The 12,408-nt window shown below is 73.1% G+C and carries 8 protein-coding genes and 1 pseudogene; 6 read left to right on the forward strand and 3 right to left on the reverse strand.

Annotated elements, in window-relative coordinates:
• Window positions 1–68: 68 nt before the first annotated feature.
• Window positions 69–875: an aminotransferase class IV gene (locus P5G50_RS12250; protein ID WP_301208595.1), complete on the reverse strand. Its 807-nt coding sequence runs from the start codon at window positions 873–875 to the stop codon at window positions 69–71.
• A gap of 69 nt (window positions 876–944) precedes the next feature.
• Here P5G50_RS12250 and P5G50_RS12255 point away from each other — a divergent pair, with 69 nt between their 5' ends.
• From P5G50_RS12255 to holA, 5 genes and pseudogenes are all read left to right on the forward strand, one after another.
• Window positions 945–2,360, forward strand: coding sequence for an anthranilate synthase component I family protein (locus P5G50_RS12255; protein ID WP_301208593.1), 1,416 nt, complete (start codon window positions 945–947; stop codon window positions 2,358–2,360).
• 103 nt (window positions 2,361–2,463) lie between these two features.
• Window positions 2,464–5,052: a leucine--tRNA ligase gene (leuS, locus tag P5G50_RS12260; protein ID WP_301208591.1), complete on the forward strand. Its 2,589-nt coding sequence runs from the start codon at window positions 2,464–2,466 to the stop codon at window positions 5,050–5,052.
• Between the two features lie 127 nt (window positions 5,053–5,179).
• Window positions 5,180–5,881, forward strand: a complete 702-nt coding sequence (locus P5G50_RS12265; RefSeq protein WP_301208589.1) for a ComEA family DNA-binding protein — start codon at window positions 5,180–5,182, stop codon at window positions 5,879–5,881.
• Window positions 5,882–6,045: 164 nt separating this feature from the next.
• Window positions 6,046–8,142 (forward strand): annotated as a pseudogene (locus P5G50_RS12270) (ComEC/Rec2 family competence protein); the annotation flags it as partial.
• Between the two features lie 608 nt (window positions 8,143–8,750).
• The gene (holA, locus tag P5G50_RS12275; RefSeq protein ID WP_435870881.1) at window positions 8,751–9,641 is read left to right on the forward strand and encodes a DNA polymerase III subunit delta; all 891 of its coding nucleotides are present in this window, start codon (window positions 8,751–8,753) and stop codon (window positions 9,639–9,641) included.
• 105 nt (window positions 9,642–9,746) lie between these two features.
• On the opposite strand, the gene rpsT is transcribed toward holA, so the two are convergent.
• Both rpsT and P5G50_RS12285 read right to left on the reverse strand, forming a co-directional pair.
• On the reverse strand, window positions 9,747–10,007 hold the full coding sequence (rpsT, locus tag P5G50_RS12280) for a 30S ribosomal protein S20 (RefSeq protein WP_301208585.1): 261 nt from the start codon (window positions 10,005–10,007) through the stop codon (window positions 9,747–9,749).
• A 154-nt stretch (window positions 10,008–10,161) separates the two neighbouring features.
• Window positions 10,162–11,052 (reverse strand): NAD-dependent epimerase/dehydratase family protein, encoded by an 891-nt coding sequence (locus P5G50_RS12285; protein WP_301208583.1) that lies wholly within the window; start codon window positions 11,050–11,052, stop codon window positions 10,162–10,164.
• A 116-nt stretch (window positions 11,053–11,168) separates the two neighbouring features.
• Between P5G50_RS12285 and P5G50_RS12290 the strand changes: the two genes are divergently transcribed.
• Window positions 11,169–12,389: an amidohydrolase gene (locus P5G50_RS12290; protein WP_301208581.1), complete on the forward strand. Its 1,221-nt coding sequence runs from the start codon at window positions 11,169–11,171 to the stop codon at window positions 12,387–12,389.
• The last annotated feature ends 19 nt before the right edge of the window (window positions 12,390–12,408 follow it).

The following is a 12,408-nucleotide window of genomic DNA, read 5'->3' on the forward strand; positions in this document are numbered from 1 at the left end:
CGCCGCCCGATACTTGTCACGACACGCCGCCTCCATCCCCGTCCTGGCGGCGTGTCGTGGCAACTCGATCACCGTTCGGGGGTCGGGGAGGCCGGGAGGGGCCGCGCGAGCGTCGTGAAGCGGGCGCGCCAGGCGTCGGTGCGGGCCGGGTCCTGCGCGAGGCGCGGGCCGTCGACCCAGCGCGTGACCGCCCGGATGCCGTGCAGAGCGTTCACCGCCCACAGCACGACGCCGTCGAGCTGTGCGGGCGAGGCCTCCTCCTCGTCGACCACGACCCCCAGCGCGGCCGCGATGCCGCGGACCGTGCGGGCCGCGACGCTGTCGACCCGGGCGAGGGAGAGCGGAGGGGCGAACAGCGTCTCGCCGCGCCACCAGAGCAGCGCCGTTGTCGCGCCGTCGGAGACGAAGCCCTCGTCGAGGATCACCGCCTCCTGCGCACCCTTCCGCTGGGCGCGCTGGCGGAGCACGGAGAGCCGGTCGATGTCGGGCCCCTTCAGGTGCGGCGTGCGGCGCGGATCGTCGGCGGCGGTGGCCACGACGACCTCCCTGTGCAGCTCCGGAGCCGGCCGCAGCCGAGCGCGCAGCCGCAACGCGTCGCGCTGCCGGACCAGCTCGAGGCGCGGGAACCAGTCGCCATCGCGGGGCAGGGAAGCGATCGCGGCCTCCCAGAACCGGTCGAGGTCGGCGCGATCGCGCCAGCCCTGCTCGCGCGCCGACTCCACGAACCGGGACCGGTGCAGCGGCAGTGCGAGCACGCGCCCGCCCGAGAGGAGGAACGAGTCGGCGACCAGCAGCTCCGTCTCGACGACCTCGCAGCTGTCCTGGACCACCAGCGTGCCGCCGGCCCAGTCGGAGAGTGTGCTGACCGCATCCATCCCGCCAGGCTAGCGGCCCCGGCTGACGGCGCATTCGGCGCGGCTGCGCGCGCGCCCTAGGCTGAGTCGGTGGTCGCCCCGCTCCGCGTGCAGCAGCTCGGCGCCGGGATCGACCCGGCCGACGCGTTCGTCGTGCTGTTCGGGGACGCGGGAGGCTCGTCCGCACCAGCCACGGGCGACGCGGTGTGGCTCGACGCCGGTCCTGGCGCGACCCACGGCCGCAGCATCCTCGGCACCGGGAGGATCGTGCTGACCTCCTCGGTCGCCGACGGCACCGTGACGCTCGACGGACGCACCGGGCCGGGCGACATCCTGTCCGCGCTCCGCGAGGACCTCGCCTCCCGCCCCCGCCACGCCCCGGGGAGTCCGCTCGGCTGGTTCGGCGTACTCGGCTACGAGGCCGGCGCCGCGGCGCTGGGCATCCCGGTCGCGGCGACGGCCGCGCCGGATGCGGCCTTCCTGCTGGTGGACCGCGCCGTCGTGTTCGATCACACCACCGGCACGGCGGCGCTGATGACCACCGACGATCCGGAGGCGCTCGCCTGGGGTGAGGATGCCTCCCGCCGGCTCCACACCCTCCGCGCCACTCCCGGCACCGCCGCCGCCTACGAGCGCGCCCACCCCGTCCCTCCCGCCTCCGCGACCTGGCGCCACACCGACGCCGCGTACCTCGACCTCCTCGCCGCCTGCCAGAGCGCCATCCGCGCGGGCGACGCCTACCAGCTTTGCCTCACGAACACCGCGACCGCGGCCACCGCCGCCGACCCGCTCGCCGTGCACCTCCGCCTGCGGCGGACGAGCCCCGCGCCGCACGCCGGCCTCCTCCGGATCCAGGGCCGCACCCTGGTCAGCTCGTCACCGGAGCAGTTCCTCCTGGTGACGCCCGAGGGCCGGGTCCGCACGCGGCCGATCAAGGGCACCCGCCCGCGCGGCGCGACCGTCGCCGCCGACCTCGCCCAGCGCGCCGAGCTCGAGGCGAGCGAGAAGGAGCAGGCCGAGAACGTCATGATCGTCGACCTCATGCGCAACGACCTCGGCCGGGTGTGCGAGGTGGGCTCCGTCGCCGTGACGCGGCTGCTCGCCGTCGAGAGCTACGCCCAGGTGCACCAGCTGGTGAGCACGGTCGAGGGGAGGCTGCAGCCCGGACTCGGGGCGGTCGACGCGGTCGCGGCGTGCTTCCCCGCCGGGTCGATGACGGGCGCGCCCAAGCTCAGCGCCATGCGCATCCTGCACGACCTGGAGGCGGGCCCGCGCGGCGCCTACGCCGGCTGCTTCGGCCGGTTCGGGCTCGACGGCGGAGCCGAGCTGGCGATGGTCATCCGCAGCGTCGTCCTCGACGGCCGCACCGCGACGATCGGCGCGGGCGGCGGCATCACAGCGCTCTCCGTCCCCGCCGAGGAGGTGGCGGAGGTCCGGGTCAAGGCGCGCGCCCTGCTCGCGGCCATCGGTGCCGGGAACGCGACGGAAGCCTCCCGCGTTGACTGAGGTGAACCTTTAGTAGTCTGGATGCTCGGGCCACCCCTGCCCGACGTCTTCTCCTGCCCGCCGCGCACCGGCCGGCAGCGCAACAACACATCTTGGGAGTCACGTGGCACACCAGCAGGATTCAGGGAGCACGGCCGCGGCGGAGGCGCAGTACGACTTCGCGGCCATCCAGAGCAAGTGGCTGCCCGTCTGGGACGAGCTCCGGCCGTTCGCGACGGACGACCCGGCGGACAAGCGCCCGCGCAAGTACATCCTCGACATGTTCCCGTACCCCTCCGGCGACCTGCACATGGGTCACGCGGAGGCGTACGCGCTCGGCGACGTCATCGCCCGCTACTGGCGCCAGCAGGGCTTCAACGTGCTGCACCCGATCGGCTGGGACTCCTTCGGCCTGCCGGCCGAGAACGCCGCGATCAAGCGCGGTCTCGACCCGAACGGCTGGACCAACGACAACATCGCCCAGCAGAAGGCGAGCATGCGCCGCTACGCGCCCAGCTTCGACTGGGACCGCGTGCTGCAGACGAGCGACCCCGGCTACTACCGCTGGAACCAGTGGCTGTTCCTCAAGCTGTACGAGAAGGGCCTGGCGTACCGCAAGGCGAGCCAGGTCAACTGGTGCCCCTTCGACCAGACCGTGCTGGCCAACGAGCAGGTCGTCAACGGCCGCTGCGAGCGGTGCGACAACCTGGTCACCAAGAAGAAGCTGACCCAGTGGTACTTCCGCATCACCGACTACGCGGACCGCCTGCTCGACGACCTGAAGCAGCTGGAGGGCGCCTGGCCGTCCAAGGTGATCAGCATGCAGCGCAACTGGATCGGCCGCTCCACCGGCGCCGACGTGCAGTTCGCGATCGAGGGCCGCGAGGAGCCGGTGACCGTCTACACGACGCGTCCCGACACCCTGTACGGCGTGACCTTCATGGTCGTCGCCCCCGACTCCGACCTGGCCGCCGAGCTGGTGCGGGACGCCCGGCCGGAGGTGCGCAAGCGGTTCGAGGACTACCTGGAGGTCGTGCGCGGCACGACCGAGATGGACCGGCTGAGCACCGAGCGCGAGAAGACCGGCGTCTTCCTGGAGCGGCACGCCGTCAACCCGCTGACCGGCGAGCGCATCCCGATCTGGGCGGCCGACTACGTGCTGAGCGACTACGGCCACGGCGCGATCATGGCCGTGCCGGCGCACGATCAGCGCGACCTGGACTTCGCCCGCGCCTTCGACCTCCCCGTGCGGGTGGTCGTCGACACCACGCAGCCGGTGACGGGCGCCATGCCGATCATCCCGGTCGACCCGGAGACGGGCGAGCCGGTGCTGCCGGACGACGTGCAGCTGGAGAGCCCGGTCGAGACCGGCGTCGCGCTGACCGGAGAGGGCCGGCTGATCAACTCCGGCCCGTTCGACGGGCTGAGCAAGTCGAACGCGATCCGCCGCGTGACGGAGGCGCTGCAGGGGTCCGGCCTCGGCGCGCCGGCGAAGAACTTCCGCCTGCGCGACTGGCTGATCTCGCGTCAGCGGTACTGGGGCACGCCCATCCCGATCATCCACTGCGAGCAGTGCGGCGAGGTGCCGGTGCCGGAGGATCAGCTGCCGGTCACGCTGCCGCCGGCGGAGGGCCTGGACCTGCAGCCGAAGGGGACCAGCCCGCTGGGCGCCGCCTCCGACTGGGTCAACGTCTCCTGCCCGAACTGCGACGGGCCGGCGAAGCGCGACACCGACACGATGGACACCTTCGTGGACTCGTCGTGGTACTTCCTGCGCTTCCTGTCGCCGAACGACGCCACGCAGGCGTTCGACCCGCGCGAGGCCGAGAAGTGGGCGCCCGTCGACCAGTACGTCGGCGGCGTGACGCACGCGATCCTGCACCTGCTGTACTCGCGGTTCATCACCAAGGTGCTGTTCGACATGGGCTCGATCAGCTTCACCGAGCCGTTCACCGCGCTGCTGAACCAGGGCCTGGTGCTGATGGACGGCTCCGCGATGAGCAAGTCGCGCGGCAACCTGGTGAAGCTGTCGGAGCAGCTCGACGAGCACGGCGTCGACGCGGTGCGCCTGACGATGGCGTTCGCCGGCCCGCCGGAGGACGACATCGACTGGGCGGACGTGTCGCCGGCCGGCAGCGCCAAGTTCCTGGCACGCGCCTGGCGCATCGCCCACGACGTGACCAGCGCGCCCGATGTGGTGTGGAAGACCGGGGACCCGGCGCTGCGCCGCGTCACCCACCGCTTCCTCGCCGACGCGCCGGGGCTGGTGGAGGCCTTCAAGTTCAACGTCGTCGTCGCTCGCCTGATGGAGTTGGTGAACGCCACCCGTAAGGCGATCGACACCGGCGCCGGGCCGGCCGACGCGGCCGTCCGCGAGGCCGCAGAGGTCACCGCGATGGCGCTGAACCTGTTCGCGCCGTACACCGCGGAGGACATGTGGGCGCAGCTGGGCTACGAGCCGTCCGTGGCGCTGGCCCAGTGGCGCAAGCCCGACCCGACCCTCCTGATCGAGGAGTCGGTGACGGCCGTCGTCCAGGTCGACGGCAAGGTCCGCGACCGGCTGGAGGTGTCGCCCAAGATCAGCGCGGACGAGCTGGAGGCTCTGGCGCGCGGGTCGGAGGCGGTGACGCGCAGCGTCGGCGACCGGGAGGTCGTCAACGTGATCGTGCGGGCGCCGCGGCTGGTGAACATCGCGACGCGGGCGCGGGGGTAGGTCTCCGGTTCTGCTTCGGGCGGCGGTCTCGGGCGGCGGTCTCTCCACAGGAGGGCCGCCGCCCTTCGTTCTCCACGGATCCGTCGGTGGTGGCGTTTCGTGGTGCGCGGGTTCCTAGCGTGAGGGGATGCGTCATCGAGCGGAGTCCCCGGAGCCGGAGGGGGAGGTGGAGGCGGAGCTCCCACCTCCACGGTCGGCGCGCGTCCGGCTGGGGGTCGGGGCCGTCGTGGTGCTGCTGCTGGCGGGGCTTGTCGTCGCGGTGGTGCTGGCTGCGCTGGGGCAGCAGGGGAGCACGGTGTCCTACGGGGAGGGGAGCGCCGGGCCGGTGGCGTCGCCGGGCGCGCACGTTTCGGCTTCGGCCGGGCCGACGGCTGCCGAGCTGCTCGTGCATGTCGCGGGCGCGGTGCGTACGCCGGGCATCGTCAGCCTTCCACCCGGGGCGCGTGTCCTCGACGCGGTCGCCGCGGCGGGAGGGCTCACCGAGGGCGCCGATCCGGCTGGCGTGAACCTCGCCCGGCCGGTGGTGGACGGGGAACAGCTCGTGGTGCCGAAGGTGGGGGAGGCGCCCGCTCCGGCTGCGGCGGGTGGCGGTGGTGGTGCCGGGGGCGCTTCGGCGGGTTCGGCCGGTGGTGCTGGCGCCGTCGTCGACCTGAACACGGCGACGCTCGCAGACCTCGACGGCCTCCCGCGGATCGGCCCTGCCCTCGCCCAGCGCATCCTCGACTGGCGCGAGGCGCACGGCCGCTTCGCCTCCGTCGACCAGCTCCGCGAGGTGACCGGCATCGGCGACAAGATCTTCGCCGACCTGAAGGATCGGGTGCGCGTGTGAGCGGCGACGGCCCCGACCTCCGGCTGGCAGCACCGGCGGCCGCGATGTGGCTGGCGGCGGGCCTCGGTGTCGGGATGCCGCTGGAGGGTGCGAGCGGGCCGCTGTGGTGGGCGGCAGGCGGGTGCGCGCTGGTGTGCGCGGTGCTGGTGTGTCTGATGCTGCTCATGCAGAGGCGCGAAACGGCACGGCATGCTGCTGGGCGGCGGCGGCGGCTGCGTGCGGTTTCGTTCGCCGCGGTGGCGGCGCTCGGGGCGGGTCTGGGGTGCGCTGCGACCGCGGCGGCGACTCCCGGCCGGACGTCGGCCGTCCTCGCCTCGGCGGCCCGGGCGCGAGAGGAGGTCACGGTCGACGTGCGGGTGGATACGTCGGCCCGCCGTGTGGCGTCCGGGTTCGGAGGCGAAGCCCGCTGGCGCTGGCGGGGGACCGTGGTGCGGGTGGCCGTCGGTGGTGCCGAAGTCGCGGGCCTGGCGGTTCCGGTGACGGTGACATCAGAGGGTAGGGAGGCTCTGGGTGCGGCCGGCACTGCCGCTGGGCCACGCGACGATGCCCGCCGAGTCACGGCCTCCGTTGTCGCCCCCACCTCGAAGGACGCCCTCGTAATCGGCTCCGTCCTCCACCTCCACGGCTTCCTGACCCCGGAGCCGCCCGGCGAGCCCACCTCCTTCCGCCTCCGCGCAGGCGACGGCGGCCACGTCGTCGACCCGCCCCCGTTCTGGCTGTCGTGGGCGAGCCCGGTGCGGCAGGCGTTCGCCGACGCCGCCGCGCGCACTCCGGGCGACGGCGGTGCCCTCCTCCCGGGCTTGGCGATCGGCGACGAGACAGCGGTCCCCGTGGCGCTCGACACCGCCATGAAGGAGAGCTCCCTCAGCCACCTCACCGCCGTCTCCGGCGCCAATTGCGCGCTCGTCACCGGGCTGGTGCTCCTCGGGGCGTCATCGCTCGGTCTCGGCCGCCGGACCCGGGTCGTGATCGCGGGCTGCGCTCTCGCGGCCTTCGTCGTGCTCGTGGGGCCCAGCCCGAGCGTGGTCCGGGCGGCCGCGATGGCGGTCGTCGTACTGCTCGCGCTGATCCGCGGACGACCGGTCGACGCGCTGCCGACGCTCGCCCTGGCGGTGATCGTGCTGCTGCTGCACGACCCGTGGCTGTCGCGCGACTACGGCTTCGCGCTGTCCGTGCTCGCGACGGCGGGCCTCCTGCTGTTCGCCGCGCCGCTCGCACGGGCATTGTCGCGGTGGATGCCGCGTCCCCTCGCCTTCGTCCTGGCGGTCCCGGCGGCTGCCCAGCTCGCGTGCCAGCCGGTCCTGCTCCTGCTGTCGCCGACGATCCCGCTCTACGGCGTCCTCGCGAACCTGCTCGCCGAACCGGCGGCTCCGATCGCCACGGCGCTGGGATGCGTCGCCTGCCTCCTGCTGCCGTGGGCGCCGGCACTCGGACAGGCCGCCGTCTGGCTGGCGTGGGCACCCGCCGGCTGGATCGCCGAGGTGGCCCGGGTCGCGAGCGCGCTGCCCGGGCACGCGCTGCCCTGGCCGGACGGGTCGCTCGGCGTCCTGCTCTGTGTGGGGCTCGCCTCCGCGCTCGTGCTGGTGTGTGTGCGGCACCAGCTTCCGCGCGCTGTGGGCGTGACTGCCGCGGCAGCGATCCTGTGTGCCGTTGTCGCGTACGCGGGCACGCTCGGGGGAGGAGCCATCGGCCGCGTCGTGGCGCGCCCCGGTGACTGGGCGGTCGCGGCGTGCGATGTGGGCCAGGGCGACGCGCTGCTGCTCCGTGACGGCGACGAGGTCGCGATGATCGATGTCGGGCGAGAGCCGGAGCCCGCCACCGCCTGCCTCGACCGCCTCGGCATCGGCCGGCTCGCCCTCCTCGTCCTCACCCACTACGACGCGGACCACGTCGGCGGCCTGGCCGGCGTCGTCGACCGGGCGAAACGTGTACTCGTCGGGCCGGCGGTTCGCGATGCCGACGAGGCGATCCTCTCCCGGCTCGACGCAGCAGGCGTCCCCGTCGAGCAGGGCACGGCCGGTATGAGCGGCGCCCTCGGATCGACAAGATGGCGACTCCTCTGGCCGCCGTCCGCCCCCGCACGTCCTGGCGAACCGGCGAGCGGCGGACCGACGGGCAACGAGGGCAGCATCGTCGTCGCCGCCGACGGTCATGGCCTCCGCACCCTCTTCCTGGGCGACCTCGACGAGCGCGCCCAGGACCGGCTTCTGGCGACCGGAGCGATCCAGCCGGTAGACGTCGTCAAAGTCGCGCACCACGGCTCCGCCGACCAGAGCCCGTCCTTCTACGCCGCCATCCACGCCCGGCTGGGCCTCGTCTCGGTGGGCGCCGACAACGGCTACGGCCATCCCACCCGCCGTGCCCTCCACATGCTCGCCGAGGCGGGCACGGCGGTCGCCCGTACCGATCAGCAGGGCCTCCTGCTGGTGTCGCCGGGCGACGGAGGCCCTCGACTCTGGTCGGAGCGGCCGGCCGCGGTCTCGTCCCCGGCTGCAGCCTCGGCCCCGGCAGCGGTCCCGACGCCGGCTACAGTATCGACGCCGGCCGCTGAATTGATGCCGGCCGCTGTATCGACGCCGGCCCCCTGGCCGCAGTCTCGACCCCCGCGCAATCTCGACGCCGCGCACGCGGCCGCCCGTACCGCCCGTGCCGCCACTGACGGTGGCCCCCCGTATCCTGGATGCGGACGAGGAGGAACGTGGCGACCCGAAACACCGGCCGTGCCGGCGCGAGCCGAGGCGGCAGCAGCAGAGGCGGCGCAGCGCGCGCGGCGAGCGCGATCCCGCAGCTGCCCTGGAACCGCATTCGGGCGGCGCCCGTGGTCCTCGTCACCGGGCCGGAGGGCTTCCTCGCCGACCGGGCCACGCGGATGCTACGCGACCAGCTCAAGGCCGCCGATCCGAGTCTCGAGATCAGCGACCTCTCCGCCGCCGACTACGCGCCGGGGGAGCTGCTCACGCTCGCGAGCCCCTCCCTGTTCGGGGAGCCACGGCTGATCAGGGTGGAGGCGGTCGAGAAGTGCGGAGACGCGTTCCTCGCCGAGATGCTCGACTACATCACCGCTCCCGCGGAGGGGACAACGGTGGTGCTGCGGCACGCCGGCGGCGTGCGTGGCAAGAAGCTGCTCGACGCCATCCGCTCCGGCACGGGCGACGGCGTCGAGGTGGTCTGCTCCGAGCTCAAGAAGGACTCCGAGAAGTACGAATTCGCGCAGGCGGAGTTCGCCGCGGCCGGGCGCAAGATCACCCCGGGCGCGCTGCGGGCGATCACCTCCGCGTTCGCGGACGATCTCGCCGAGCTTGCCTCCGCCTGCCAGCAGCTGCTGTCCGACTCGGCCGAGCAGATCACCGAGGCCACCGTCGACAAGTATTACGGCGGGCGCGTGGAGACCAACGCGTTCCAGGTCGCCGACGCGGCGATCGCGGGGCGGCACGGGGAGGCGCTGGTCACGCTGCGCCACGCGCTGGCGTCGGGTGCGGATCCCGTCCCGATGGTGGCGGCGTTCGCGAGCAAGATCCGAACCATGGCGAAGCTGTCGGGGGCGCGTGGAGGCTCCGGTCAGCTCGCGCAGCAGTTCGGCCTCGCCCCCTGGCAGGTCGACCGCGCCCGGCGCGATCTGCAGGGCTGGACCGAGGACGGCCTCGGTCGCTGCATCGAGGTGCTCGCCGAGACGGACGCCAACGTGAAGGGCGGCGGCCGCGACCCGGTGTTCGCCCTGGAACGGATGGTCCGCATCATCAGCTCGCGCGGACGCGAGTAGCGGGCCCTCGCAGAAACGAGTACCCGGGCAAACGAAAACCCCCGCTCCGGACGGATCCGGGAGCGGGGGCTCGGTATGCGGGTCAGCACCCGCGCTGATCGACGATCAGAGCGCGGCGACCTGCTTGGCGATGGCCGACTTGCGGTTCGCCGCCTGGTTCTTGTGGATGACGCCCTTGCTGACGGCCTTGTCGAGGCGCTTGGAAGCGAGGCTGAGGGCGGCGACCGCCTTGTCCTTGTCGCCGGCGGCGACGGCCTCGCGGGTGGCGCGGACGGCGGTCTTGAGCTGGCTCTTGACCGCCTTGTTGCGCTCCTGCGCCTTCTTGTTGGTGCGGTTGCGCTTGATCTGCGACTTGATGTTTGCCACGGATGGTTACTTTCGTTCGAAGTGAGTATCGGAGGTGCCGCTCAGCGGGAGAGGGCCGCCGGTGCGGCGTCGTGCGGGACACCCACACGCAAGCCAACAAACAACTTTAGCAGCGGCCCGGCCTCCCGACCAAAACGCGGGCCGAAGCGCTGCGTCAGTCGGCCGTCACGGCCTCCGGCGCGTACGACCCGCTGGTGAGCTCGTCGAGCAGCGTGGGCCCGTTCGGCTCCCAGCCGAGGTCGATCCGCGCCTTCGCGCCGCGGGCCTGCTGGTCGAGCAGCAGCGCCTCGGCGAGGCCGGCGCCGAGCCGCTCCTCCGTCTCCGCCACGGGCTCCGCCTCCACGCCGCCGACGATCCGCGCAGCGGTGGCCGCCGCCTCGCCGAGCTGGCGCACGGTGGGGTTGGCACCGCTTGCGCCGATGTAGGTCGCGCCGGCGTCGCCCTGCTCGAGAGCGAGCACGTACAGCGCTGCGAGGTCGTCGACGTGCACGGTCGCCCAGTGTTGCGAGCCGTCGCCGATGAGGCGCAGCGCGGGGGCGACGCCCTCGCCGCGGGGCGCGTCGACGATGACGTTCGGCAGGCCCTTGCCGTGGCCGTAGACGATCGAGGGCACGACGACCATGCCGCGCACGCCCTCCGCGCCCAGCACGCGCGCCTCGTTCGCGCCCCGCCAGGCGGTGATCGCGGGAGGCGCGGCGGGGGAGTCCTCGGTGATGTCGCTGCTGCTTCCGTACGTCCAGATGCCGCCGGTTTGCACGAACGGCTTGTCGCTGCCCTCCAGCCCGCGCAGCACGGCGTCGATCAGCACCGGGTCGACGTCCTGGGCCGAGGCCAGGTGGATGACGCCATCGCTGTCGAGCGCCGCGCGGGCGACGAGGTCTGCATCCGTCGCGTCGCCGATCAGGGCGACCGCGCCGGCGGCCTCCACGATCGCGGCCTTCTCCGCGTCGCGAACGAGCGCGGTCACGCGGTGCCCCTCCTCGATGAGGCGGGGGAGGACGGAGGTGCCGATGAAGCCGGTCGCGCCGGTCAGAAGGATGCTCATACGAGAGGTCAACGCGCGATAGACGGCTGCATTCCACAGAACGCATGCGTCGGTGACTTCTCCACGGATTCGCGGGCGCCCGGGCCCCGCGGTGCCGCGAGCGTAGGCTCGAAGCCATGACCGGATCCACCATCGCCATCGTCAACGCCTACGTCGTCCCCGTCTCCGCCGAGCCCATCGAAGGCGGAACCGTCCTGATCGAGGAGGGCCGCATCGCCGCCGTCGGGCCGGCCGACGCGATCACCGTCCCCGACGACGCCCAGACGGTGGACGCCGCCGGCAAGTGGGTGCTGCCCGGCTTCGTGGAGGCGCACGGTCACGTCGGCATCCACGAGGAGGCCAACGGCCCCGCCGGCGACGACACGAACGAGATGACGACGCCCAACACGGCCGCGGTGCGCGCGCTCGACGCCATCAACATCGACGACGAGGGCTTCCGCGACGCCCTCTCCGGCGGTGTCACGTCGGTCGTGGTCAAGCCGGGCTCCGGCAACCCGATCGGCGGCCAGACCGTCGCCATCAAGAGCTGGGGCGGCCGCACGATCGACGAGCAGATCATCCGGGAGGCCGTGAGCGTCAAGTCGGCGCTCGGCGAGAACCCGAAGCGGGTCTACGGCGGCAAGAACCAGACGCCGAGCACCCGGCTGGGCATCGCGATGATCATCCGCGAGGCGTTCGTGGAGGCGCAGAACTATCGTGCGGCGCGTGCGGAGGCGGAGCGCGACGGCAAGGCCTTCGCCCGCGACCTCACGAAGGAGACCCTCGCCCGCGTCCTCGACGGCGAGCTGTACTGGGACCAGCACACGCACCGCCACGACGACATCGCGACCGCGATCCGGCTCGCCGACGAGTTCGGCTACAAGCTGGTCGTCAACCACGGCACGGAGGCGCACAAGATCGCCGACGTGCTGGCCGAGCGCGACATCCCGGTGATCTTCGGCCCGATGTTCACCTCGCGGTCGAAGGTCGAGCTCCGCGACCGCGCCATCGCGAACCTCGCCGCCATCGCCGCGGCCGGGGTCCGGGTCGCGATCACCACCGACCACCCGGTCGTGCCGATCAACTTCCTCGTCCACCAGGCGTCGCTCGCCGTGAAGGAGGGGCTGCCCCGGCAGACCGCGCTGGAGGCCCTGACGGTCAACCCGGCGTCGTTCCTCGGCCTCGACGACCGCGTCGGCTCGCTGACCGCGGGCCTCGACGCCGACGTCGTGATCTGGTCGGGCGACCCGCTCGACGTGAACGCGCGCGCGGAGCGCGTCTTCATCGGCGGCGCCGAGGTCTACCGCTGGGAGGACGGCGCCGGCCACGTGGTCGAGCGGTCCGAGCGCTTCGCCTGACGCGGCGCACCGAGACGAC

It is taken from the genome of Leifsonia williamsii, from assembly GCF_030433685.1.
In the GTDB taxonomy this organism is placed as follows: domain Bacteria; phylum Actinomycetota; class Actinomycetes; order Actinomycetales; family Microbacteriaceae; genus Leifsonia; species Leifsonia williamsii.

What these genes read in the sequence shown, in the direction of transcription:
- P5G50_RS12250 (WP_301208595.1), bottom strand. Translation starts at nt 875, where the DNA reads ATGGATGCGGTCAGCACACTCTCCGACTGGGCCGGCGGCACGCTGGTG.
- P5G50_RS12265 (WP_301208589.1), top strand. Translation starts at nt 5,180, where the DNA reads ATGCGTCATCGAGCGGAGTCCCCGGAGCCGGAGGGGGAGGTGGAGGCG.
- holA (WP_435870881.1), top strand. Translation starts at nt 8,751, where the DNA reads ATGCTACGCGACCAGCTCAAGGCCGCCGATCCGAGTCTCGAGATCAGC.
- P5G50_RS12285 (WP_301208583.1), bottom strand. Translation starts at nt 11,052, where the DNA reads ATGAGCATCCTTCTGACCGGCGCGACCGGCTTCATCGGCACCTCCGTC.
- P5G50_RS12290 (WP_301208581.1), top strand. Translation starts at nt 11,169, where the DNA reads ATGACCGGATCCACCATCGCCATCGTCAACGCCTACGTCGTCCCCGTC.